Here is a 26,082-nt window from a genome sequence, read left to right as displayed (position 1 = left end):
AGACACTAATTACTTAATTATTCGATGTTGAAAAGGACTTGCAACTTGATTAATAAAAGCTACGCCGTTAAAAAAAAAGCGCACCTAGATGCGCTTTTTTACGTGCTTTTAATTCAGCACTAACCCAGTAAATACAAATTAGTTAACAGCATCTTTCAAAGATTTACCTGGTTTGAATCCTGGAACCTTGGCAGCAGCAATTTTAATTTCCGCGCCGGTTTGAGGGTTACGACCAGTACGAGCAGCACGCTCTTTAACGGCAAAGGTGCCAAAGCCTACCAAAACAACAGAGTCGCCATTTTTGAGGGCACCGGTAATACTCTCAACCACTGCATCCAGCGCACGCCCAGCAGCCGCTTTTGGAATATCCGCAGACGCGGCGATGGCTTCAATCAGCTCAGTTTTGTTCACACTTAACCCCTTTTGATTATTTGTTTCTAAAAACACAGTACAAATTCAATGATGCATTTAATTCGCATAATCTGTGCAGCAAATGAATTGCGATTTATACCAACAGAGTATCAGGGGGTCAAGGAAAGCTTACAGCTTTACACAAAAGCCCTAAAATTCTGATCACAAAACAATCAGTTAAATCAACGTACTCGCCCCAAATCACCGTCAGTGAGTACTGAGACGGTTATCGCTATCTCCTGTTTTTTGTGCTGCCTTTTCAAGAGCACGATATTCCTCATCACTGAGCGGTTTGGGGTTGTACTGTAAAGCAAGCTCGAGAACCTCATCAATCCATTTAACCGGCTTAATACATAGATCCTCTTTGATGTTCACGGGAATTTCTTTGAGATCACGCTCATTATCCGCTGGAATAATAACCGTTTTGATTCCTCCTCGATGAGCAGCAAGCAGCTTTTCTTTTAAACCACCTATCCGCAAAACCTCTCCACGAAGGGTAATTTCACCTGTCATTGCTACATCGGCTTTTACAGGAATTCCTGTTTGAACTGACACCAGAGCTGTACACATAGCGATGCCGGCACTAGGGCCATCTTTTGGTGTTGCTCCTTCGGGAACATGAATATGGATATCGACCTTTTCATGATGATCCGGAGCGATACCCAGCGCTTGCCCTCTGGAGCGAACGACGGTCAAGGCCGCTTGTATCGACTCCTGCATAACATCACCAAGCGACCCAGTCTTAATGATACGCCCTTTCCCCACTACAGCAGATGCCTCGATAGTGAGTAGCTCACCACCAACCTGTGTCCAGGCCAAGCCTGTTACCTGACCAATCTGGTCTTTACTCTCCGCCTTGCCAAAATCAAACTTCCGAACTCCCAATAGATCTTCCAACGCTGCAGAGTCGATCACATCAGCGCTGATCAATCGCCCTTTTACATGGCGAGCTACAACTTTACGGCAGATCTTAGCCACTTCACGCTCTAAACCGCGGACGCCAGCTTCGCGGGTGTAATAGCGAATAACATCTTTGATCGCGTCTGCAGTTACGCTAATTTCAGAATCTTTTAGGCCATTTGCCTTGATTTGCTTGGGTATTAGATAACGCTGAGCAATATTTAACTTTTCATCCTCTGTGTACCCGGGAATTCTAATTACTTCCATTCGGTCAAGTAGTGGCCCTGGAATATTCATTGAATTGGAGGTACACACAAACATCACGTCGGACAAGTCGTAATCAACTTCAAGGTAATGGTCGTTAAAGTGGCTGTTTTGTTCCGGATCCAAAACCTCCAAGAGGGCAGACGCAGGATCACCACGATTATCCATTCCCATCTTATCGATTTCATCGAGCAAGAATAATGGGTTTTTAACACCGACTTTGGCCATTTTCTGAATTAGCTTTCCAGGCAAAGAGCCGATGTAAGTTCGTCTGTGACCACGAATTTCTGCTTCGTCACGCACACCACCCAAAGCCATGCGCACAAACTCACGGTTAGTGGCACGTGCAATTGATTCTCCCAAAGATGTTTTCCCCACACCCGGAGGACCAACAAGGCAAAGAATTGGACCTTTTACTTTTTTTACTCGTTGCTGGACTGCTAAATATTCGAGAATGCGCTCTTTAACTTCTTCAAGACCAAAATGATCCTTGTTTAAGACTTCTTCTGCACGAGCGAGATCATTACGAACCTTACTTTTTTTACTCCATGGCACCTTGATCATCCAATCAATATAGGCGCGAAGTACCGATGCCTCAGCAGACATTGGCGACATCATTTTTAACTTATTCAATTCTGCACGAGCTTTTTCCAGTGCCTCTTTAGGCATAGCAGCTGCAATTATTTTGTTTTCAAGTTCATCAGCTTCACTGACTTCTTCACCCAACTCACCAAGCTCTTTTTGAATAGCCTTGATTTGCTCATTCAAATAGTATTCGCGCTGGCTTTTTTCCATTTGCTTTTTAACGCGACCACGAATCTTTTTTTCAACATGAAAAAGATCGACTTCAGCGTCCATCAAATCCAACAAGTGCTCGATACGTTCGCGAATGTCTGCTATCTCTAGTACCGATTGCTTTTTGGGTAATTCAAGGGACATGTGGGCGGCAATAGTGTCAGCGAGACGCCCCGGCTCATCTATACCTGAAAGTGAGGTTATAACTTCTACGGGGACTTTTTTGCTTAGATTAACGTATTGCTCGAATTGGCCGATTGCAGAAGCCACCAATGCACGAGATTCCGCAGATTCGACTTCTGGGCTAAATATAAGGCTAACATTAGCCCTAAAATGACTACCAACGTCCTCTATGGACTCTATGTTTGCCCGTTCGCGCCCCTCAATTAGCACTTTAACCGTCCCATCGGGCAACTTAAGCAGCTGTAAAATCGAGGCTATAGTACCAACCGTGTATAAATCCTCGCCCTGCGGCTCATCCTGCTGCGGGTTCTTTTGCGCAACTAAGAGCACCTGCTTATCATTGGCCATCGCCCGCTCCAAGGCTTCGATGGACTTTCCTCTACCAACAAACAGAGGGGTAACCATGTGCGGATAAACGACAACATCGCGCAACGGCAATAAGGGAATGTCAGTAATATGGGTATCTATAAGAGTTTCAGCGACCATTGGTTCCTCTCTATTTCAAGAAGGCAACAAATACCTTGCCATGACCCAAGATTGGGGTCAAAAAGTACTAATTACAAGTTACTCCTAAAGAAAAAACAAAAAGAGCGCATAAATGCGCTCTTTTTCATCAGACCAGATTATTGCTTGAACAATAACTATTTATCGTCCGAGGCAACCTTGGGAGGCACCTCAGCTGTTTCATACACCAATAGCGGCTCGGACTCACCCTTAATAACGGACTCATCTACAACTACCTTAACTACATTGTCCTCAGAGGGAATCTTATACATAGTGTCAAGCAGTACATTTTCCATTATTGACCGCAAACCGCGAGCACCTGTTTTACGCTCAAGCGCACGTTCCGCCACTGCATCCAAAGCGTCTTGACGGAAGTCAATCTGAACCCCCTCCATCTCAAACAACCTTGCATACTGCTTGGTTAGAGCGTTCCTTGGCTCGGTCAGAATCTGAATTAACGCAGCTTTATCCAACTCATCCAAGGTAGCAATTACAGGGAGGCGACCAACAAATTCCGGAATAAGGCCGTAGCGAACCAAATCCTCAGGCTCTAGAGAGTGCAGCGTCTCACCAAAGTTGCGCTTTTCATCTTTACTTTTAACTTCAGCACCGAAGCCGATGCCACTTTTCTCGGATCTGTCGCGGATAACCTTATCCAAACCGGCAAATGCTCCACCACAAATAAAAAGAATATTAGAAGTATCAACCTGCAAAAATTCTTGTTGAGGATGCTTGCGACCTCCTTGGGGTGGAACAGAAGCAACAGTACCTTCGATTAGCTTCAATAGCGCCTGCTGAACACCTTCACCTGACACATCGCGGGTGATTGATGGGTTATCAGATTTGCGGGAGATCTTGTCGATCTCATCTATATAGACTATTCCCTGCTGAGCTTTTTCTACGTCGTAGTCACATTTCTGTAGCAGTTTTTGAATGATATTTTCAACGTCCTCACCGACATAACCAGCTTCAGTGAGCGTAGTTGCATCTGCAATAGTAAATGGCACATCCAACAATCGAGCCAGTGTTTCAGCAAGCAAGGTCTTGCCACTGCCCGTCGGGCCAACCAATAAAATATTGCTCTTGCCTAATTCGATAGGCTCTTTATCTTTACCGGCCTTGTCGCCAAAACGCAGACGCTTGTAATGGTTATAAACAGCAACAGCCAATACTTTTTTGGCGCGCTTTTGGCCGATTACATATTGATCAAGAATTGCTGATATTTCATGAGGTTTAGGTAACTTCTCTGAAACGCCCTCAGTTGCACTTTCTTGAATTTCTTCGCGAATAATATCGTTACAAAGGTCAACACATTCATCACATATAAAAACAGATGGACCAGCAATTAACTTGCGAACCTCATGCTGGCTCTTGCCACAAAAAGAGCAATACAATAACTTTCCGTTTTTGTCACCTGTGTCGCTGGTGTGATCGGTCATTGGAACCCACTCCATCAAAATTTTAAAACAGCTGTTAATCAGAGCACATCAGCTGCAAATACATTACTTACTGCTAATCCAATAGCCTAGACAAGCTATTTGGCTGCTGGCTGAACACGTCGCTCAATAACAGAGTCAATTAAGCCATAGTCTTTTGCTTGCTGGGCAGACATAAAGTTATCGCGCTCGGTATCCAACTCTATTTTTTCAATAGGCTGGCCAGAATGAAAAGCCATCAATTCATTCAAACGCGAACGAATTTTTAAAATTTCTTGTGCCTGAATATGAATATCTGAAGCCTGCCCCTGAGCACCACCACTTGGCTGATGAATCATAACGCGTGAGTTTGGCAGACAAAAGCGCTTACCTTTGGTGCCAGCATTTAATAAAAAGGCTCCCATACTGCACGCTTGGCCAATACACATAGTACTAACATCAGGCTTGATAAATTGCATTGTGTCATAAATTGACATTCCTGCGGTCACGGAGCCACCGGGAGAATTGATATATAAATGAATATCTTTGTCGGGATTCTCTGCTTCCAAAAACAGCAACTGAGCAACAACCAAATTGGCCATATAATCTTCAACTGGACCAACCAGAAAGATCACACGCTCCTTAAGCAGGCGTGAATATATATCAAATGAGCGCTCTCCTCTGGCGGTTTGCTCGATTACCATTGGCACCAAACCGCTATTAATGACAGAAGACTGGGATTTCATAGATTCGTATGACATCTTGCGTTTTATCCTTAAGCGAACTTTTAGTGTCGCTAGTATTGAAAACTATAGATTTTTGTTACCAGAGAGCTTAACTCGTGATGGCATTATATGCCAGTCAAAAGAGGTGTTTTGGGCGGGATTTGAGAGGGAGGAAGCCGCAAAGCAGGCGCTTTGCGGCTTTTTTAAACAGTTAACGTTGAGCGTTGGATTTGATAATTTCATCATAGTTGGTTTCAACTTCTGAAACCTTGGCCTGAGAAATAATATGATCAACCACCTGATCTTCAAGTACTGCCGACTCAACACCAGCCATTAACTCTTGGTTGGAACTGTAGTATTCAATTACCTCGTTAGGCTCTTGATAGGTAGAAGCAATTTCTTCAATCATTGCACGTACACGCTTGGCATCCGGCTTCAACTTTGCAGACTTAACAATCTCCCCAACAATCAAGCCGAGAGTGACGCGACGCGATGCTTCATCCTGAAACATAGTATCGGGAAGCAACGACTTGATATCAAAATTTTGTTGCTGACCACCAAAGCGCTGCATCATTTGATTCCGCAGCACTTGGATCTCATTGGCAACCAACGCTTTTGGTACATCAGTAGTGTGTGAAGCAATCAGGGCATCCATAACCTGCACTTTAACTTTTGCTTTAAGAGCATTAGCTAACTCACGATCCATATTAGCTTTTACCTCTTTGCGGAATTGCTTCTCGCCACCCTTCTCTACACCAAATTTTTGGAAAAATTCTTTCTTGAGTTCAGGCAATTGAGCTTCAGAAACAGTATTAACAGTGATCACAAACTCCACTGCAGCACCTTTTAACTCCTCCGCTTGATAGTCTTCCGGGAAAGTCAAGGCGACAGTTTTTTGCTCACCCGCTTTCATACCTACAATACCCTCTTCAAAACCAGGAATCATAGATTTGGATCCAAGCAGTAACGCGTGGTTATCAGCCTTGCCGCCAGCGAATTCAACGCCGTCTTTAGTACCAACAAAATTGATATTAACTTGATCACCATCTGCGGCAGCGCGATCAACCACTGACCAAGTCGCCTGATGCTTACGCAAAACTTCGATCATGTTGTCTACGTCAGCTTCGGTGACTTCGGCGTTGTATTTAGTGATCTCATAAGCAGAAAGATCACTCAGCTCAACACTTGGATACACCTCAAAGGTAGCAATATATTCCAGGTCTTTACCTGCAGCCAACTGTTTTGGCTGAATAGAGGGCTGACCGGCCGGCTTTACATTTTCTTTTTGCACAGCAGCATAGAAAGAGCGACTAATCACGTCGCCAACCACTTCTTGACGAATACCAGCACCAAAGCGTTGCTTCACAACGGAAAGAGGCACTTTACCCTTGCGAAACCCTTTGATGCTTACGTTACGCGCAGCCTGCTTTAAGCGATTTTCAACTTCGTTTTCTACTTGCTCAGCGGGTACACCAACGGTCAAGCGGCGTTCCAATCCAGAAGTCGTTTCAAGTGAAACCTGCATATGTGCCTCGTGAAATAACTGATAATGTTTGGCATTAGATCGAGCACACTTAGGTGTACTCGGAAAATGGTGCGGACGGAGAGACTCGAACTCTCACACCTTGCGGCGCCAGAACCTAAACCTGGTGTGTCTACCAATTTCACCACGTCCGCTTTTGGTTGCCTCATTTAGGATAAATGCAGGCACTGACTAATTTTCACTGCACCCTAACTGATTGATTTTTAATGTTTTTTATAAAAACCAATAGCCCTGAGGCGCGAAGGGTGCTGATTGTGCCACAGAGATTCTGCAGGTTCAACTTTTTATCAAAACTCCGCACTTGTATCGCGTTGACGCAAAACCAGCGCTCGAAATGAATCCTGCCATGACTCCAGAAGTTCGACAGTCAAGCACACTGCTTGTAGCTCTTCTTCAGCGGTTATCTCTACAGCAATGATCAGGTTATCTTGCTGAAACGATTTCCTTTCTTTTTCTTTTCGTGGAGACTCCAGCGCACTTTGTGCGTACCGCTGTAGTTGTTCGAGCCAAGAACCAGAACGCGCTGCAAGCTCATCCAACTCAGAAACCTCGGAAAGAAACTTATCATTCTGGGCCAACGCCACCTGCAATTCAGCGAGGGAGTTAATGGCGCCACTATTTTTCAGAAAACATCTATCGGCAATTTCGCGCAAATAGAAATGAAAGGCCAGTGAAAGCTGATACACGCCGCTACTTAGCACAGCATCTTGACGCAAACGCTCTGCACTGGTTGCAGGAGGTGCAATACCTCTGGCCAAGTCGCAGAGCGACTTGGCAAACGCCAATTTTTGATTAACCAGAGAGAAATTACTGATAGCCATAGATACACTGCTTTACTGGTAGTAAAAGGTAACTACCCTCAATTACCACAAGCCCTGACTTACTTCTGAACTTGCCATTTGCCATTGGCAAAAAATGCCTTCCAGCCTGTTGCCTTTCCATTTACTTCAGTTTGTACATATTGTTCTTTAGTTTTGCGGCTAAAACGAATAATTGCTTTATTGCCATCAGGATCAGCAACCGGAGCTGATAACAAGAAATGATACTTGGGATCTATGCGATCCTTATAAGGGAGAAGCTCCTCAACCAAGGGCGCACGTGTTTCACGGTTTTTGGGGAACTGGCTAGCCGCCAAAAATAAGCCAGCAGCACCGTCACGCAGCACATAGTGATCATCAACTTTCTCGCAGCGCAACTCAGGCATGACAATGGGATCCACTTTTGGTGGTGCAGCTTCCCCACTTTTCAACAACTTGCGAGTATTTTTGCACTCGCCATTAGTACAGCCGAAGTACTTGCCAAAACGCCCAGTCTTCAGCTGCATTTCGCTACCGCACTTGTCGCATTCAAGCGTAGGGCCTTCATATCCCTTCAGTCGATAGCTACCTTGCTCCACTTCGTAACCCGCACAATCCGGGTTATTGCCGCAAATATGTAACTTGCGATGTTCATCCAGCAGATAGGAATCCATCGCCGAATTACACAACTTGCAGCGATGTTTGGCGCGCAACTGACGAGATTCGGCCTCTTCATCCGCATCGGCATCAATAACTTCATCACCAGACACCAAATTCATGGTGTTTTTGCAGCGCTCTTTGGGTGGTAACGCATAACCAGAGCAACCAAGGAATACACCCGTGCTACCGGTACGAATCTGCATATGGCGACCACAGAGACTGCACGGAATGTCGGTTTCAGTAGGATCATTAGCGCGCATACCTTTATCGGCACCGGATGCAAGCGCAAGTTTTTTACTAAACCCAGCATAAAACTCATTAAGTAATTGGCGCCAGTTTTTGCCACCTTGCGCCACTACATCGAGAGAGTCTTCCATGTTAGCGGTAAAACCGTAATCCATAAGATCATCAAAACTTTCGACCAATCGTTCCGTGACTATATCGCCCATTTTTTCGGCGTAAAACCGACGGTTTTCCTGGCGTACATAACCGCGCTCTTGAATAGTAGAAATGATTGACGCGTAAGTTGATGGACGCCCAATAGCGCGCTTTTCCAATTCTTTCACCAAACTGGCTTCGGTATAGCGGGCCGCAGGCTTGGTGAAGTGCTGCTGGGGATTCAACTTGATCAACGGTAATACCTGACCAACTTTCATATCAGGTAAGACAACATCTTCATCTTTTTTGGCAACCTGTGGGCTCACCTTGGTATACCCATCAAAGCGAATTACCCGTCCGCGAGTACGCAACTCATATTCACCTGCCGTGACTACCACACTCGTACTGGTGTACTCCGCCGGGGTCATTTGACAGGCAACAAATTGCTGCCAAATCAAACCATACAAGCGCTCTGCGTCGCGCTCCATACCACTCAACTGATTTGGCATAACACCAACACTGGAAGGACGAATCGCCTCATGCGCTTCCTGTGCACCGTCTTTACTTGAGTAGAGCACCGGCGCTTCAGGTAAATAACGTTTGCCAAAATTTTCAAGAATGTATTCGCGGCAGGACTCAACCGCTTCTTTACTCAGATTGGTAGAGTCAGTACGCATATAAGTGATATAGCCTGCCTCGTACAAACGCTGGGCCATCATCATGGTTTTTTTCACCCCAAAGCCCAAGCGGGTACTGGCCGCTTGCTGGAGTGTGGAGGTGATAAACGGTGCGGAGGGCTTGGATTGTGTCGGTTTGTCCTCGCGGCTGAGTACCTTGTAACTAGCACCTTGCAGGGCGGCAACAGCCGTCATTGCCTGAAGTTCATTCACAGGTTTGAACGCGTCATCGCCAAATTTTTTGACTTCGAAGCTGGCTTGTTGGTTTTTATCGGCCTGTAGATCGGCAAACAGCGTCCAGTATTCCTCTGGAATAAATGCACGAATCTCGCGCTCGCGCTCAACAACTAAACGCACCGCAACCGACTGCACGCGCCCTGCCGACAACCCGCGGGCAACCTTTTCCCACAGCAGAGGGGAAACCATATATCCCACTACGCGATCTAAAAACCGGCGGGCCTGCTGGGCATCCACCCGATTTTGATCAATTGGCCCTGGGGTTTTAAAAGCATTTTGAATCGCGGTTTTTGTAATTTCATTAAATACTACACGGCGATAGCGTGATTCATCACCACCAATTGCCTCACGCAAATGCCAGGCGATGGCCTCCCCCTCTCTATCCAAGTCGGTTGCGAGGTAGACCATGTCGGCTTTTTCGGCGAGCTTTTTTAGCTCCTCCACTACTTTTTCTTTGCCGGGCAGAATCTCGTAGGTAGCTTCCCAGTTATTCTCCGGGTCAATGCCCATTCGATTGATAAGCTGGCTTTTGCTTTTTTTGGCTTGATAGGTTGCCTTATCTTCAGCAGACATTTTGCGTGTTGCTGCGGCCTGTTTTGCACGCTCTTTGGCATCCACGGGTTTGGCGCCGCCGCTGGTGGGCAAATCGCGAATATGACCAATACTGGACTTAACAATAAAATCGTTACCCAGATACTTATTAATGGTTTTCGCCTTTGCTGGCGACTCAACGATAACTAAGGATTTGCCCATAATGGTCAGAAAATTCTCTATTAAAGGAAGGCTGTGCAAACAGTTGAATTATGTGCCAAAAGATTGCAGTATCGCCGATCGGGACAGCTAAATTAGCTTGAAGGTGCGCATATATAAGACCTGCGCCGCAAGGGGTCAAGTTATAATTTCCGTGAGTGACATTAGGCGATGTATTTTTACCGCTGCATAGGAAACCCTATCCCGCGCTGAAAAAAAGTTCTACAAATACAGTTAACTTATTGTTTTTAAAATGTTTTATTTTTAGTTATTGCATAACCATAACAGCCAATACAATCCCTGACTTTTACACCGCAGATATCCGCATGACTTTAATCGCAGTTCTTTTTGTTTTGATGATTCTGGCGCTTGTAGCGGTCAGCGTGGTCAACCGCATCCAACTTCGGCAACGGGAACGGAGGCTACAACAACGCCGATTGCGCATCCGCGCTGAAGAGTTGACCGAAGTGGTGAACTGCCTCGCAGAAACACTTCCCAACCGCATGATCACCAAACACATCAACGACATGATCGCGAGTTTGCAACAGCAAATGCTGGCGTTGGAAGAGAAAAACCCCGAGCTTTTGGAACTTGCAATTCAAAAAACAGAGGCGCACTCGGAAGAGTTACTGAGCGGCACTAACCGCCAATCAATTAGCTATCAACGCGAAAGTGATGCACAAATTGCCAAAACCCAGCTCCACTTAAACGACGCAATGCAATTGATCACCCAACTTGCCGCCCAAGGGGTAATTAATGAAGCTGAACTAAGCACATATCTGGGGGAGTTGCGCTGGGCACACTTGATGGTCGCGGTGATGTCCTACATAGGACAAGGGGATAAATCCATGGCGATTAGTGACCGCTTTTCTGCGCAGGCGTTTTACCGCAAGGCACAATATTTACTGATGGAATCCATGCACCAGGATCCACGCCGCTTAAAGATGATCAAAGAGTTGGGGGAATTGGTCGATGGCGGCCGCGACAGTCTTAGCAAGGATTTGCGCGACCCGACAAAATCAAGCGTTATGATTTAGCCTCGCGAATCAGCGCATCCAGGTTACGCAATACTGCTATCACAGCAATCAAAACCTCCTCGCCCTCTGTTTCCCGCCAAAAAATACAGGTTCCTGATTTTCCCTGAGCTATAGCTGGCACCGAATGCGGCAACGTCGACAATATTGATGTTAATTGCTCACTTACTTGCGGTATCGGGCGAGCATTGCCTTGCCAATCCCACTCTTTATAGAAATTCCCTTCATGCTCGTATTCGGTGCGCATCAAGACCCAATCATCCATTGACTGCATGGTAGTTGGCGGCGGTAAAAAATAAACGGGGAGTACCGGCGGTTGCTCCATATCTGTTTTGCGTGCAGGCAAACGTCGCATACCAAATCGTATACCTTGAGCGCTTGCTTGCATCCGTAACTGCTCTTTGCGTTTTTGCGCCGGATTCGGACGCAACATGGAAATTGGTCCCAGCACCAGCGCAATAGTTACAACCAACAAAACGAAAAACCAGAGGTTCATATAAATCCTTGTGCGATCAAAGGGCGCAATTTTCGCCAGAGCGAACTAAACTCTTAACAGTGACAGTATTCATAGGGGACAGGAATCATGACAGAAACACTTAGCTACAAGCATATTATTATCGGTGTCGATCTTTCCGAAGATTGCCCCGCCGTGATTCGACGCGCAGCGGGGATAGCCAACACCTGTAATGCAAAACTGACTATTGCCCATGTGCTTGAGCCTATTGCATTTGCTTACGGCGGTGATATGCCGGTCGATTTAAGCGGCGTGCAAGAACAACAAGTACAAAAAGCAGAGGCTGATTTAGCGCAATTGGCCGCATCCAGCCCCTACCCTATCCAGCAGCGCCATGTGTTAGTCGGCCAACCTGCTGCCGAGCTACATTATTTAGCGGAACAGGAATCAGCTGATTTAATTGTGGTGGGCAGTCACGGCCGCAAAGGGTTTTCACTCTTACTTGGTTCTACCCCTAATAGCGTTTTACACGGCGCGACCTGCGATGTTCTGGCCGTGCTCGTCAAAAAACAAACCAGCGACTCCTAAATAACACTATTACCTGGAACGAAAACAATGCAGCGAGAGCAATCCTACTCTTGCTGCATATCTTCAAGCTCTGCCCAGCGCTCAAAACAATCATCCAACTGCTTCTGTGCCGTTGCCAGTTCTTGCAACTTCTGTTCAACCACTGCAGCAGGTTGGCTGTAGAAATCCGATGCACTGGTAATCGCAGCCAAGGCTTCCACACTGCTTTCCAAGTGTTCGATTTTTTGTGGCAACTCATCAAATTCTTTTTGAAATTTGTAGCTGAGCTTTTTTATTTTCGCAGGTGCCTTCACCACTTCACTCGATACGGCAGGCTTCTGCTCGACTATCACGGGAGCTGGCGACTCTGCGGCCGGCAATTCATCAGCTTGCGTCCATTTTCCACCCTGACGTATCCAATCGTCATAACCGCCAATGTATTCGAGCACATTCCCGCGCCCTTCAAATGCAATGACACTGCTCACAATATTGTTCAAAAATGCCCGGTCATGGCTGACCAACAATAAGGTGCCAGGGTATTCGGTGAGGATATCCTCCAACAATTCCAACGTTTCTACATCGAGGTCATTGGTCGGTTCATCCAACACCAACAAGTTTGCCGATTTGCTAAATAATTTTGCCAGCAACACGCGATTGCGCTCGCCACCAGAGAGTGCGCGCAATGGCGTACGTGCGCGTTCACCGCTGAATAAGAAGTCACTCAGGTAGGAGAAAATATGTTTGGACTTGCCATCGATATCGATAAATTCACGCCCTTGAGCAATATTATCAACGGCATTTTTATTGAGATCAAGTTGATCGCGCAGCTGGTCAAAATAGGCAATTTGCAGATTCGTGCCCAACTTAACGCTACCGGATTGCGGCTCCAACTCACCCAAAATCAGCTTGAGCAAGGTACTTTTACCCGCCCCGTTGGCTCCCACTAAACCGATACGGTCGCCGCGCATAATACGAGTGGAGAAGTTTTTTACTATGACTTTGTCACCGTAGGAATAGGAAACATCCACCAAGTCTGCGACCAACTTGCCTGAGTCACCACTGCTGGCGAGAGTAAAGTTGGCTTTACCGACAACTTCACGGCGCTCCGACCTAGTTTCACGCAATGCTTTCAAGGCTCGAACACGGCCTTCGTTGCGGGTGCGGCGCGCTTTAATGCCCTGACGAATCCACACCTCTTCCTGCGCCAATTTTTTATCAAACAATTCATTATGACGGGCTTCATCGGCCAATGCCTGTTCGCGATACACCAAAAAGCTGGTGTAATCACCTTCCCAATAGCGCAAGTGACCGCGATCCAATTCGGCAATGTGCGTTGCCAAAGCCTGTAAAAGCGAGCGGTCATGGGTGATAAAAACCAGCGCGCCATTAAAATTCAGTAATTGTTTTTCCAACCATTCAATCGCGGCGATATCCAAATGGTTCGTGGGTTCATCCAACAAAAGTACATCAGGATCCAACACCAGCGCACGCGCCAACGCGACACGGCGACGCCAACCACCCGACAGCTCACGCATGTAACGATCTGCTGGCAAGTCCAGGCGGGAGATAATTTCCTCGACTTTCTGCTGTAGCAACCAACCGTCATTGGCTTCAATTTTTTGCTGTAATTGAGTCATGCGCTCCAGTTGCGCATCGCTAATCTCGGCTGAGTGGGAAATAAAGCGGTATTCCGCCAGCAAATCACCAACGCCTTGAGCACCCGCCGCAACAGCGTCAAACACCAAGCGATCATCCGCCTCGGGCAGATCCTGCTCCAGGCGCGCAACACGAATTCCGGTTTGCCTGACAACCTCTCCCTTGTCCAGATCCACCTCGCCGGCAATCACTTTCAAGAGACTGGATTTACCAGTGCCGTTGCGCCCAATCAGACACAAACGCTGGCCGCGTTCGATGGCCAGATCAACACCATCAAGCAATACTTGCAGGCCATAACTTAGCCCCGCTTTTTCAATTTTAATCAAAGACATAGAAGGAATAATTCAGGTAGTTTTATAACAAAAATGATACTGGCAGAAGCACCGGTGGGCTGTTATTCTCAAAGGAGCCGCATCATATCCCAGCAGGCACACATTACCAACCCGCCACCTGCACTCGCGGACCGTCGCACGAGAATAATTGGCAAGACAAAAATTTGAGGTTCCCCATGAGGTTTTCGAAAATACTTTGGCCGCTGTCATTGAGTGCCAGCGTATTGATCGGCAGTATGACCCTGAGCATCGCCAGCACCGCATCCGCCGCCACTCCTGCCACAACCAAACAAACCGGTAAATCCGATGCCCGCCTAGTCGAACGCCAGCAATACGATCGCGCGCAAAAAGCACTGAATTCCAAAAGCATGGCCGAGTATCGGCAACTGGTTAAAAAGCTGCAGAATTATCCACTGGTTCCCTACCTTGAATACCAGGACCTAAGCGAGCGCCTGATCACTCTCCCGAAAACAGAAGTGGAAAGATTTTTTAACCGCTACCCGGATTCATTTTTGGCCGAACGTCTGACGCATCGCTGGCTGCGAACACTGGCACAACGCGAGCGCTGGACGGACTATCGCCAATTTTACGACGCGCGTTTGACCGACCCGGAACTCGCCTGTCTCAATCTACGCGCGCGCTTGGCAACCGGTGATAAAACTGCACTGGATGAAGTTGGCGCACTTTGGAATATTGAAAAAGCCCAATCCAAAGCCTGCGATCCAGTCTTTGCTGAATGGCGCAAAGCAGGACGCATGACGCCAGAGCTAATCTGGCAGCGTCACCTCAAGGTGCTCAAGGCTGGCAACAATGGCATGGCCAGTTATTTGAGCAACTTGTTACCCGCCACCGAAAAACCGCTTGCATTACTGTTGCAACAAGTCAACACAAACCCACGCTTGTTAAAACAAACATCCAAATTTGCCAAACAATCACCGCAAATGAAAACCGTAATCCTGCACGGTTTAGAAAAACTGGCGCGCACTAATGCCAAAGAGGCGCTCAGTTTGTGGCGAATTTATGATGCACAACAATTGTTCAGCGACGACGACCGCAACGCAATCAAATACCAGATTGCACTGCGCTTGCTCTATCAGGATCATGACGCAGAAGCTGAAAAATTAGTTGCCTCCACACCTAATTTAAACAGTATCGATTTGCTCGAATGGTTATTGCGCGAATCTTTGCGTAAGCAAAATTGGGAGCAAGTAAATGAATGGTTAACGCGCCTGCCTGAAGACGCACGCGCTACCGAACGCTGGCGCTACTGGCAGGCTCGCACTATGGAAGAGTTAGGGATTAAGGAAATTAACGGTGAAACACCCATGGCGATTTACAATACCGTGGCACCGGCACGCAGTTTTTATGGGTTCCTGGCAGCAGATAAAACCGGCATTAACTACCACCTCCTTGACCGCCCGGTTGTGGTTAGCGACGAACAAGTACGCGCCGTCGAAAATAGCCAGGGCATGTTGCGCGCTCGTGAATTTTTAGATCGAGGTAACCTCTCAGCCGCAACGCGCGAATTTTTTTACAGCGCGCGACGCATGAAGCCGGAACAAGCAGCAATTGCAGGGCGCCTGGCAGAGCGTTGGGGTTGGCACCGTCACGGCATTCAAGTTATGGCCGAGGCGCAACTCTGGGATGAATTACAAGTACGCTTCCCGATTGTCTATCAGGATCATGTCACTAAAGCTGCCAAACAAACCTCGGTCAATCCATTGCTGATTTTTGCTGTCGCCCGCCAGGAAAGTGCATTTATGCATGATGCTAAATCACCCGCTGGTGCAGTTGGACTCATGCAATTACTGCCGTCCACAGCAAAACAAACCGCGCAGAAAAGTGGAATGAGTTTTAATGCGCAAGATTTAATAAAACCAGATAAAAATATCGCCTTGGGCAGTCGCTATCTCGATTATTTACTGGGCGTATTTGATGGCAATCGCATTCTTGCGGCAGCAGCCTATAACGCAGGGCCTTCACGCGTGCGCCAGTGGATGAACAAAGAAAAAAATGCACAATTACCCTATGACGTATGGATTGAAACTATTCCTTTTAAGGAAACACGTGGCTATGTGCAAAATATTCTGTCGTTTTCAGTGATATATGCGTACCGTCTTGGGCAAGAAACAAAGTTTGTAACAGCGGAAGAAGCCAATCGCACACTCTAGGTGCTGTGAGAGAAACGACTTTCACTTGAAAATGTATACGCGCAAAAAGAAAGCCGCCAATTAACTTAACCGGCGGCTTTTTTATTAAATCAAAAAAAATTAATGTGACGCTTGACTTAAAAATACGCGCAATCGCTTTTGCACTACGGCAGCAAGTTCGTCCGGCTGAAATTTGGATAAAAAGTCATTGCAGCCCACTTTTTCAACCATTGCTTTATTAAAACTACCGCTAAGCGACGTGTGTAGCACCACATACAAATCGCGTAGCGCTGGGTCTTTTCGCACTTCAGCCGTTAGCCTGTAACCATCCATTTCGGGCATTTCTGCATCGGTCACTAACATAAGAATTTCATCTGTTACCTTGCGCCCGGCCGCTGCCCACTGCCGCAATAAGTTCAACGCCTGCAAACCATCTTGTACCGAAAGCACTTCAATACCAATATTTCCCAAGGTCTCCACAACTTGTTTTACGGCGGTGGGTGAATCTTCGGCCAAGAGTACTTTCAATTTACGCTTACGAGCCTCTTGCGCTAAATCCGAATCCAATATGTCCGCTGAAACCCGGGTGTTGTAGGGAATAATGTCGGCAAGTACACGTTCAACATCCAGTATTTCAACTAACTGATCTTCAATGCGTGTGATTGCCGTTAAAAAATGACCGCGCCCTGTGCCTTTGGGGGGCGGCAATATCAACTCCCAATTCAGGTTAACAATACGATCAACTTCACCAATCAAAAAAGCCTGCACGGAACGATTATATTCCGCAACAATTAAGTTGGCGTTTTCCAAATCTTTAAGCGGACTCATGCCAATCGCCGCCCGTAAATCAATTACAGGCACCGCCTGCCCTCGCAAATGCGCAACACCGCGAATATGGGGATGACTGTGAGGTACGGGGCGCAACTTGGGAATTTTGACAACCTCCTGCACCTTAAACACGTTGATAGCAAAAAGTTGACGCCCGCCCAAGCGAAACATTAACAATTCCAAACGATTCTCGCCCACCAAACGAGTACGCTGATCGATGGAATCCAGTAACTTAGACATGTTGCTACCCTATAACCAAACCAGTTGAGCCGCGAGAATACGGCTGCAGTAAATACACTGCGTATTTTTAAGTGCGAATACCTTTGCAGTATAGCCAAAAATACCTGTCAGACCCGAAATAACCGAATGCCGCAAGAAAGCGCTATAACAAACACATATTGTAAGATATTCTTTTCAAGTTACACTTCAATACGAAGCAAACAGGACGTTCGGAAGCCTCACTTTAACAACAACTAGCATCCAGTCACTTCATACTATGACCGAAACCATACCGCTGCTTGCGCGCCAACCAATTTTTGATGGCAACATGAAAGTTGTTGCCTATGAATTATTGTGTCGCAATAGCGATTTAAAATTTATTGCCACCAGCGATGGCGATGCGGCCAGCTCACAAGTGCTGTTAAATGCATTCACTGAGCTATCGATTGATGAAGTGGTCGGTACGCACAAAGCATTTGTTAATTTCACACGCGCACTACTCAACTCCCCCCCGCCCTTTAGCCGGCAAAAATTAGTTATCGAAGTATTAGAAGGACAGCAGGTCGATGCGGCAATGCTGTTCTCACTGAAACAATTGCGCGAGCAGGGTTACACTATTGCCCTGGATGACTTTGAGTTAAGCAGTGACACTGAGGGGCTGGTTCCCTATGCAGATATAATCAAACTGGATGTACTTGCGTTGTCAGCGGAAAAACTCTTGGCTCATGTCAGCCACTTGAAATCCCTAGGCATCACCTTAATCGCGGAAAAGGTCGAAACCTACGAGATGTATGAAAAGTGCAAAGCATTGGGGTTTGACCTTTTTCAAGGATATTTTTTAGCAAAACCCCGTGTTATCACCGGACGAAAAATTTCTGAAAATAAACAATCCGTACTGCAATTGTTATCAGCACTGCACGACCCCAATGCACCAATCGATAAAATAGAGCGGATGATCGCGCGCGACACGCTCTTAAGTTTTAAACTACTGCGCCTGGTGAATTCCGCCGCTTTTGGTTTGTCGCGTAATGTGGAATCACTGCGTCAGGCAATTATGCTCTTGGGGCTCAATAAACTCAGGAATTGGGTTAATTTACTGGCGCTCTCAAACCTGAGCGGCAAACCACATGAATTGAGTATTACCGCCCTCACCCGTGCACGTATGTGCGAAATGATCGCAACCAAGATTAATCAGCGCTCGCGCCCGGACTCTTATTTCACCGTGGGCTTGCTTTCAACGCTAGACGCATTTTTAGATACACCGTTGGAAGAGTTATTGCGCAATTTATCCCTGAGCGAACAACTGAACCAAGCGATGCTCAAACACTCAGGCCCCGAAGGTAAGGTTCTAGCCATAGTGCAAATGCATGAACAAGGGCGCTGGCAAGATATTGATTGGGATCAACTGGATGAAATGGGGATTAATCCGGAAATTCTGGCGGAAATTTATATCGATGCATTGCGCTGGGTAGCGGAAACAATGAATACACTTGGTATTAGCGCCAATTAAAAATAACGAATCCAATTCACAAATTCAGCTACATACGCAACTGCAATAATTTTTCGAGCCCCCTGCCATTAAATACTATTGCGAACCAGAAAGGCGGCGGCTTGGGCTGTATCGAACGGCCAACAGAGCTCATCGATATGATAGGGGGATTTTAAGACAGGAATTTTTACGCCGTAACGCTCAATGAGTTCATCAGACTGGGCGATATCAATCTCTTCGAGCACCAGTGAGTAGTTATTTAACAGAGGTTCAACCACCTCCCGCGCCAACTCACAGAGGTGACAACCGGGGGTGGAGTAAAGATAGATAGGCTTCATAGCTGGCATCCGCACAAAAAGTGCAGTTTACCAGCGTCTCACTTGCAAATGCCTGCTGAATTAACGCAACTCCAGGGCCAAAATTTCTTTCATAAACTCACTAAACCGACGCCCCTGAACCTGATCCTGCTCAGTTTCACCGGTTATCTTTTCAGCCATATTGGTCAGTAGTCCGGCAGGCTCGGGGAATACTGATGCACGATCCAGGCTATCGAGTAAGTCGCGAATAAAGTTGCCAAGGGGCAACAAGGATTCGCTATTTAGGCCCAATTTATTGCCATTATCAGAAGCGCGCGCAGGCTCAAATACTTCGTATGCTTTGGTGATCTGTTGGATTTCAGCCTGAGCAAGGTTCAGCGCAAAACTACCGATTTGTTCAGAGTCATATCCCAGGTTCATTGCTTGAGTAAAAGCGCCATCCAAATCACCGGCAAAGAATTGACCGGCCAAATCATTTACCCGCCCAAGCAAATCATTGATTGCCACCAGTTCCGCTTCACTCAAGTCGCCTTCAATACTCAATGAAAATGACTGACTTGCGCTGTAACTGGCGTTGATGGCGGTTACCGATGAGTTACCACGACCAGCCCGCCCTGCCTCTATCGCCAAACCCTCGCTGGAGGCAGCCGTGATAGTGACTTTATCACCCTCTTTGGTGGTTAACTCAAAGCTGAACTCCCGTGCGCGACCATATTCATAGTTGGCATAACCAAGGTACGAGCCAGGTGCTGGAACAAATTCGGGCACATCCAGGGTGACTGGCGCCTTGCCAGTAGCGGCTGAAGTAAGCTGCTCTTTGGCACCAGAGGTGGATTTTTCAGGCTCGGCTGATGGAGCTGTGGCCGCCGCTATGAATTTGGCTCGCAACTCATCAATACCTTCCAGCACCAAATCGTAGGTTTTATCTATATCGGTTTTAATTTCGGAGGATAAAAGGCTCAGCGCTTCCAGTTTTTCACTGGCTTCTGCGAAGCCCTTTTTGAAGCCCGACAGCCCGGCTTCCAAACGCGCTTGCAGCTGTTCTTGTGTGGCGCCATCGGCTGCATCCATCTGCAACCGACGTTCGATAAAACCGAGAATATTGTTGGCCACTTTTTCGGCTGTTAGCGGTTCGAAGGCGGCGTACTCATCACTTACCACCTGCCCGCGCGAAGCCAGTTTTTCATAGGCCATCGATAGGGTTTTGTTGACCACCTGCAGCGCAGTCTGGCGCTTTTCCTCCAGCGTCATTACTTTGGCATCTGCAGCCGGGAGTGTATCCAGGTTCTGCGGATTCACAGAGCTAATGTTGGCTGGCTTGGCATTGGTTCCACTACCGGAAAGGGTATTGGGCAAGGTGCCATTTAATGAAGTGTTGTTGAGCGAGGAGATAGTCATAAATTCACCTATGTGCTGCATCGGTCTGTAGCATCACAGGTTATCGACCTGTATCTGCAAAACTTAAAGACTTATTTACGCGTTAAGATCAAGGTTGTTATAACCACAATCGCCAAAACAGCCAGCAAAATTAGCCCGAACTTACCTTTGTTAGCCTCTTCTGCAACAGGTTTGGCGGGCGCGGCGGCTGCCGAGCGACTCACCGAGGAAGCACGGGTTGCGACCGCAGGTCGCGCAGCAGGAGACGGCTTACGCGCAGTGCTGGCGGCGGGCGAATTTGTTGGCTCAAGTGGCACAGCCTTTCGCACCGTGGTTTTGGCCATATCATCGGCTGGCCCCATGACCCCAAAGCTCAAGGCATCAAACCGCAATTCATCGCCACGTTTGACTCTTGCTTCGGCTACGCGTTTGCCGTTGAGGAATGTTCCATTGGCAGAATCCAAATCTTTTACGAACAGCATGCCATCAATAACCTGTAACTGGGCATGACGGCGCGACAAATGTGCCGCGGGCAAGCTGATATCACACTCATTGGAGCGGCCGATAGTTGTGACATCCTTCAGTGGAAACACACGATTGGCCAGTGCGGTGTGGTTTGCCTTTAATGACCAACCCGTTGTTTTGGTCAACACTGCTTGAACACTAGCAACAGGCGCCTCTGCAGACAAACGAGCCTCGCGTTTGGGATCTATTACAACAAGCTCGACAGCACCAATACTGATGTTGTCGCCAGGCTTCAACTCACATGCACCAGTGATTTTTTGTCCATTCACAATCACCGCATGAGTAGGAACGAGGTTGCGCAAGGTAAGGTGCTCGTTGTCTACCAACACTTCCATATGTACGTCACTAACCAGCGGGTCATCAATTACCAGCGCGTTGGTCGCCGAGCGACCGATTGTAATTTTAGGTTCTACCAACCATACCGCATTGTATTTATTGTCTTTAAAGCGGATTTTGAGCATAAAAATTAACCTGAAAACAAGACCGGAATGGGTATTGATAATGCAGCAGGCTTATATTGATTTCAACCGTTCAACAACTGCAGTAACAAATGAATAAAAAAGAAGATTAAGGAAGGTGCAGCTTCAGTACACCGCCACCGAGTGGCCCGCCGTTTTCAATCGTCATATAGCCCTGCCCGCGCTTGGATTTGTGCAGCGATAATACTTTACGCGCAAATAACAAACCTAAACGGGTATTGCCGGAATTGAAAGACACCGATGCCTGGGGAGCAGGCCCTAACAACATAGTCTCCGGGTATCCCTGGCCGTCATCCGCCACACTGATACACAAATAACCATTATCTTCACTCGCACTAATCAGCAAGCGCTCACGGCAATAACGCGCACAATTAACCACCAGATTATTCAACACGCCGCCTAACAATTCACTGTCAAAGTACCACGCCAGGTCGCTGTCGCAATCGACTTCAACACTAATATCACGCGAGGTTAATAGCGCATAATTGCGCGCGATTTGTTCTTCGATGATATCGATCACATGATGCTCGTCAATTAAGATCGCGAGGGTTTTTTCGTCCATTTTATACAGTGACAAAAGCTGCACTAACTCGCCGTTAATACGCGCCGCCTCATACTCCAGAGTGGAAAATAATTTAGCTTGCTGTGCATCCTTAGGCGGCGAAGCCTCCACCATCGCAGAGAGCGTGTTTAACAACATTCCCAATGAATTTTTCATGTCATGCACACTTGATGCGAGTACGAATGAAAAATCAATGGGCATCTGATCGTAATCTTGATCCGAATGCTGTGGTGTTGATCTAGGCTCCATACTCAACCTCGCTGCTGTTTTTCGTGGGCCCGAACAAGGCTGTTGTAAACATCATTCAACTGTCGGTAGCGTTGAAATTGCGGATGCTGCTGGGAAATAATTGCCGTGGTTTTGGTAAAAGTTTGCTGAATTTTTTCGCTCAGTGAAACATCAAAACCGGTTTTTAATTTATCGATTAATGCCTGCACATAATTTAAACGCAACCCAACATGATTGGGTAATTTTTGCAGCGCTGTTTTAAACGCATCTGCTGCTGCAGAAAAATCTTTAGCGTTATAGTGTGCGATACCTTTTTTGTTGATTTCAGCCACCATCAGTTTATTTTTTTCACTGCGCGGCTCATCCAACAAGACATCCAGTTTTTGTAGCTGCTGTTCATTAGCCGCATAGCGATGTAACAGCTCGGCAAGACACTCTTGTGCCTCATTGGTACGCCCTAGCAACCGCAGCGCACGCACCATTTCTATTTGCACTGGCAAGGCACTTTCATCTTTACTACTGCCTAATGCCGATTGTGCGCTTGCCAGAGCATCCTGTGCGCGGCGTTGATCACCGGCACAAACTTGTAGCTGACTCTCCAACAACAAGGATTCCGCTTTACGCAGATTATTTTTGCCAAATTTATCTTCCATATTCACCGCGCAAGCAACTGCATCCCGAACCAGCGGTTTGGCCAGCTCTTTGTCGATAGAAAATAAATCGATAGTGGCTTGGGCGAACAGGGAATGTACATCTGCTTTATCGAAACAGGAATGTTCACCCAGTTTTACCGCTCGCTTGAGCGCATTGGCGGCAGTGAGTAAATCATTATTTTGCTGGGCGACAGCGCCGAGCTCTTGCTGGCGCAAAATAGACAGAGGTGATAGGTCTGTTGCTTTCTGCAACACCTCTTGCAACCCTTCAGTATTATTTTGCAACTTGAATAATTCAGCTTTTAAATCGTATGCCTTCATACACAGAGGGTTGGATTGCAAAATATTTTCCAACCACTGCTGCGCACCGAGCAGATCCTTTTGCGCCAAGCGGGTTTTTACCATACCCAGCTGCGCCCACTCCAATTCGCGATTATCCAATACGGTTCGATACAACTCTTCAGCGGCAGGAAGATTATTTTGTTTGAGATAAAGCTGGCCTAAAATTTTCTGACAACTGTTTGTGTAACGGCTGCCTTGGGCGACCAAATCGTTACATAGCTTTATTGCCAGGGCATCATCGCCGGCTTTTTGGGCGGCCAGAACTTCTTTTAGCTCACTGCGCTGCTCAAACAAGCGATTTAACCGTTGGTCGAGTGCCTTGGGAGTGATGGGCTTGGCAAGGTAGGCGTCAGGCTCGTAATCGTAAGCCGCCATAATGATGCTTTTGCTGGATTCAGCCGATACCAGAATAAACAAACTTTCTGCACAAGGGTTATCGGTCGAGCGCAGCTCTTCCAAAACTTGCTGACCACTTTTTCCCTTGCCCAGATTGTTATCACAGAGAATTAAATCGTAATTACGTGCCTTGCAATAACGCAGCGCCTCTTCACCGGATGCAGCCGAGTCCACATTCCCTATGCCTAAATCCATCAACATTTTGTACAGCGTGCCACGAAAATTCTCAAAATCATCGATAATCAGGGCATGCATCTTGTAGAAGCCAAGATCGGCCATTAGTCCACCTCCGCAAAGAAATCAAGCTAAGGATAGCTCAGGATTCCCCTACCGCTAGGACATAAATGGCTATTCAATCACTGAATTTACACATTATGAACCAGTGATGGTTGGCGGCGGCGCGATAAAAACAGGTTGTTACCGCCCTCTTGCTTTGCACTTTGTTTGGCATCCGCCAGCAACTGCGATATGTGGTGATGGGTTTTGCAGTAATCCAGATCCGGCTCCACCGCACCAATCGCCAAGGTCAAGGCACCGAATTTTTGCCGGCGCCCCTGGCGATCGGTACTCCAATAATCCGGTGTTTCGGGCGGCATTAATGCTGCACTCATCTGGCTAAAATTTGCCAATATCTGCTCGCAGCGCTGCTGCCAATTGGAGCCGCAAAACACCAAAATAAAATCATCACCACCAACATGTCCGACAAAATCCTGCTGATTGTCCACTGCCGCACAAAGAATCCGCCCGAGGTTGACAATAACTTCGTCGCCCGCACTGTAACCAAAGGCATCATTAAACGGTTTGAAATGGTTGATGTCGCAATAGGCCACCACAAAAGTTTTTTTGTGCAGCAGCAAATGATCCACCCATTCGTACAGAGGAACATTGCCGGGCAATTGGGTGAGTGGATTGCTATGCCGCGCCGCGCGCAACTTTTCTTCGGTGATGGAACGCAGCAAATCGCGCACCTTACCGACTCCCATGTATTGATTATTTTCACTGACGATAAAATCGACACTTAAATTTTGTTGCGGATCTTCGCTGATTAACTGGCCAACGGTTTTTAAATCAGTAGTGATATCCACCATAATTGACAGTGGGCTGATAAATTCACTGATCGGTTTGTGCGCATACAATTCATGGGCAAAACGCCGCGAGAATACATTTAAAATTTCCGCGCGACTGACCATACCTAATGGTCGCCCTTGATCTACTACCGGCACGCAGGTTAAACGCACATCAGCACGAAACATTTTCACCAGTGTTTCCGCAGTCATTGAAGGAGCTACCGCAGTGCAATTCACCACAATTTCGCTGACGCGACGGGTGAAATGATCCTGATAGCGATGCGCAGAGGCGCCCGACAACTGCACCAATTGCAGGGGCAATTCCACTGCCGGTTCGGCCAAGGGGTAGGCAATAAAATAACCTTGGGCGTAGTCCACACCCATAGTAATCAGGGTGGTGAATTCCGCCGCGGTTTCTATGCCTTCAGCAATCGCTTTGTGCCCCATGCGGTGAGCGATATCGAGAATAGCGCGCACAAATTCGCGCTTTACCGGGTCTTTATCAATGCCTGAAATAAAATGGCGATCAATTTTCACATAGTCGGGGCACAACTCACTCCACACCCGCAGACCGGCATAGCCCGCGCCCAAATCGTCCAGCGCGACTGCAAAACCCTGCCGCTGAAAGTGATCTGATGCGGCGCAGAGTAAATCCAACTCATCCAGCGGCTGGCTTTCGGTTAACTCAAACACCAAGCGCTCGGCGCTGAGCCCTACCCTTTGCAAAATTTCCCGGGTCACACCATCCCGATACTGGCTATCGGTAAAGCTGATTGGGCTCATATTCAAAAACAGCTTGCCGGGTAGATTCAGCTCCGCAAAACGCTCACAGGAAACCTCACGGCAGGCGAATTCAAGTACCGCGAGTAAACGCGACTCGCGCGCTACGGCAAACAGGCTATCGGGCTTGTGCAGGGGGCTGTCTTCCGGGCCGCGAATCAGCGCCTCATAACCAATAATGCGCGGGTTTTCCACCGCCATAATTGGCTGGAATACAGGGGTTAGCAGCTTGAACTCAATCAAGCGACGCAATTCCTTGTGCAGAAAGGATGAATTAACAACAGAGTTCTGCAGATGCATAGGGCGACAACTTTACAGCGGACGAAGATAGGGATAATAACCAGAATAATCGCGCGCAAAGATGACAGTTTTATGAATCGTCAAATTT

20 protein-coding genes and 1 tRNA gene are annotated in these 26,082 nt (G+C 47.2%); 4 read left to right on the top strand and 17 right to left on the bottom strand.

Going from position 1 to position 26,082, the window contains the following annotated elements; all coding sequences use genetic code 11:
* Positions 1–138 precede the first annotated feature (138 nt).
* The 8 genes from O59_RS07265 to topA form a co-directional block, all read right to left on the bottom strand.
* Entirely contained in the window at positions 139–411 is a 273-nt protein-coding gene (locus O59_RS07265; RefSeq protein WP_040391956.1) for an HU family DNA-binding protein, read from the bottom strand.
* 207 nt (positions 412–618) lie between these two features.
* Positions 619–3,039, bottom strand: a complete 2,421-nt coding sequence (gene lon, locus O59_RS07260) for an endopeptidase La (RefSeq protein WP_007641069.1) — start codon at positions 3,037–3,039, stop codon at positions 619–621.
* A 155-nt stretch (positions 3,040–3,194) separates the two neighbouring features.
* Complete coding sequence (clpX, locus tag O59_RS07255; RefSeq protein WP_007641068.1) at positions 3,195–4,496, bottom strand: ATP-dependent Clp protease ATP-binding subunit ClpX; 1,302 nt, start codon at positions 4,494–4,496, stop codon at positions 3,195–3,197.
* A gap of 95 nt (positions 4,497–4,591) precedes the next feature.
* Positions 4,592–5,233, bottom strand: a complete 642-nt coding sequence (clpP, locus tag O59_RS07250) for an ATP-dependent Clp endopeptidase proteolytic subunit ClpP (protein ID WP_040391691.1) — start codon at positions 5,231–5,233, stop codon at positions 4,592–4,594.
* 175 nt (positions 5,234–5,408) lie between these two features.
* Entirely contained in the window at positions 5,409–6,722 is a 1,314-nt protein-coding gene (tig, locus tag O59_RS07245) for a trigger factor (protein ID WP_007641065.1), read from the bottom strand.
* Positions 6,723–6,789: 67 nt separating this feature from the next.
* A tRNA-Leu gene (locus O59_RS07240) sits at positions 6,790–6,874 on the bottom strand.
* 153 nt (positions 6,875–7,027) lie between these two features.
* Positions 7,028–7,561: a DUF6586 family protein gene (locus O59_RS07235; protein WP_007641063.1), complete on the bottom strand. Its 534-nt coding sequence runs from the start codon at positions 7,559–7,561 to the stop codon at positions 7,028–7,030.
* Positions 7,562–7,620: 59 nt separating this feature from the next.
* Positions 7,621–10,242 (bottom strand): type I DNA topoisomerase, encoded by a 2,622-nt coding sequence (gene topA / locus O59_RS07230; RefSeq protein WP_007641057.1) that lies wholly within the window; start codon positions 10,240–10,242, stop codon positions 7,621–7,623.
* A 323-nt stretch (positions 10,243–10,565) separates the two neighbouring features.
* Here topA and O59_RS07225 point away from each other — a divergent pair, with 323 nt between their 5' ends.
* On the top strand, positions 10,566–11,276 hold the full coding sequence (locus O59_RS07225; RefSeq protein WP_157152507.1) for a hypothetical protein: 711 nt from the start codon (positions 10,566–10,568) through the stop codon (positions 11,274–11,276).
* Here the strand turns inward: O59_RS07225 and O59_RS07220 are convergent.
* Positions 11,266–11,769 (bottom strand): hypothetical protein, encoded by a 504-nt coding sequence (locus O59_RS07220; RefSeq protein WP_007641055.1) that lies wholly within the window; start codon positions 11,767–11,769, stop codon positions 11,266–11,268. The two genes, O59_RS07225 and O59_RS07220, sit on opposite strands and share 11 nt — an antisense overlap.
* Before the next feature lie 87 nt (positions 11,770–11,856).
* Here O59_RS07220 and O59_RS07215 point away from each other — a divergent pair, with 87 nt between their 5' ends.
* On the top strand, positions 11,857–12,315 hold the full coding sequence (locus tag O59_RS07215; protein ID WP_007641054.1) for a universal stress protein: 459 nt from the start codon (positions 11,857–11,859) through the stop codon (positions 12,313–12,315).
* A gap of 44 nt (positions 12,316–12,359) precedes the next feature.
* On the opposite strand, the gene O59_RS07210 is transcribed toward O59_RS07215, so the two are convergent.
* Entirely contained in the window at positions 12,360–14,282 is a 1,923-nt protein-coding gene (locus O59_RS07210) for an ATP-binding cassette domain-containing protein (RefSeq protein WP_007641053.1), read from the bottom strand.
* 176 nt (positions 14,283–14,458) lie between these two features.
* Between O59_RS07210 and O59_RS07205 the strand changes: the two genes are divergently transcribed.
* Positions 14,459–16,453: a transglycosylase SLT domain-containing protein gene (locus O59_RS07205; RefSeq protein WP_050976990.1), complete on the top strand. Its 1,995-nt coding sequence runs from the start codon at positions 14,459–14,461 to the stop codon at positions 16,451–16,453.
* 99 nt (positions 16,454–16,552) lie between these two features.
* Here the strand turns inward: O59_RS07205 and O59_RS07200 are convergent, their stop codons facing one another.
* On the bottom strand, positions 16,553–17,500 hold the full coding sequence (locus O59_RS07200) for a chemotaxis protein CheV (RefSeq protein ID WP_007641051.1): 948 nt from the start codon (positions 17,498–17,500) through the stop codon (positions 16,553–16,555).
* A 256-nt stretch (positions 17,501–17,756) separates the two neighbouring features.
* On the opposite strand from O59_RS07200, the gene O59_RS07195 reads away from it, so the two are divergent.
* Positions 17,757–18,989, top strand: a complete 1,233-nt coding sequence (locus O59_RS07195) for an EAL and HDOD domain-containing protein (RefSeq protein WP_007641050.1) — start codon at positions 17,757–17,759, stop codon at positions 18,987–18,989.
* Positions 18,990–19,057: 68 nt separating this feature from the next.
* Here the strand turns inward: O59_RS07195 and O59_RS07190 are convergent, their stop codons facing one another.
* From O59_RS07190 to O59_RS07165, 6 genes are all read right to left on the bottom strand, one after another.
* A complete protein-coding gene (locus O59_RS07190; RefSeq protein ID WP_007641049.1) occupies positions 19,058–19,306 on the bottom strand; it encodes a glutaredoxin family protein in 249 nt (82 codons plus the stop codon).
* 60 nt (positions 19,307–19,366) lie between these two features.
* Positions 19,367–20,683: a DUF5610 domain-containing protein gene (locus O59_RS07185; protein WP_040391690.1), complete on the bottom strand. Its 1,317-nt coding sequence runs from the start codon at positions 20,681–20,683 to the stop codon at positions 19,367–19,369.
* A 71-nt stretch (positions 20,684–20,754) separates the two neighbouring features.
* A complete protein-coding gene (locus tag O59_RS07180; RefSeq protein ID WP_007641046.1) occupies positions 20,755–21,648 on the bottom strand; it encodes an FHA domain-containing protein in 894 nt (297 codons plus the stop codon).
* A gap of 106 nt (positions 21,649–21,754) precedes the next feature.
* Positions 21,755–22,384 carry a sensor histidine kinase KdpD gene (locus O59_RS07175; protein WP_232283050.1) on the bottom strand — a complete coding sequence of 210 codons (630 nt, stop codon included), beginning with the start codon at positions 22,382–22,384 and terminating at the stop codon, positions 21,755–21,757.
* A gap of 95 nt (positions 22,385–22,479) precedes the next feature.
* The gene (locus O59_RS07170) at positions 22,480–24,126 is read right to left on the bottom strand and encodes a tetratricopeptide repeat-containing response regulator (RefSeq protein ID WP_157152506.1); all 1,647 of its coding nucleotides are present in this window, start codon (positions 24,124–24,126) and stop codon (positions 22,480–22,482) included.
* An 86-nt stretch (positions 24,127–24,212) separates the two neighbouring features.
* Entirely contained in the window at positions 24,213–25,994 is a 1,782-nt protein-coding gene (locus tag O59_RS07165; RefSeq protein WP_007641040.1) for a bifunctional diguanylate cyclase/phosphodiesterase, read from the bottom strand.
* Between the last annotated feature and the right edge of the window lie 88 nt (positions 25,995–26,082).

Origin of the sequence: Cellvibrio sp. BR (genome assembly GCF_000263355.1) — a bacterium.
GTDB lineage: Bacteria > Pseudomonadota > Gammaproteobacteria > Pseudomonadales > Cellvibrionaceae > Cellvibrio.
This window is presented reverse-complemented; position numbering and strand designations above follow the sequence as displayed.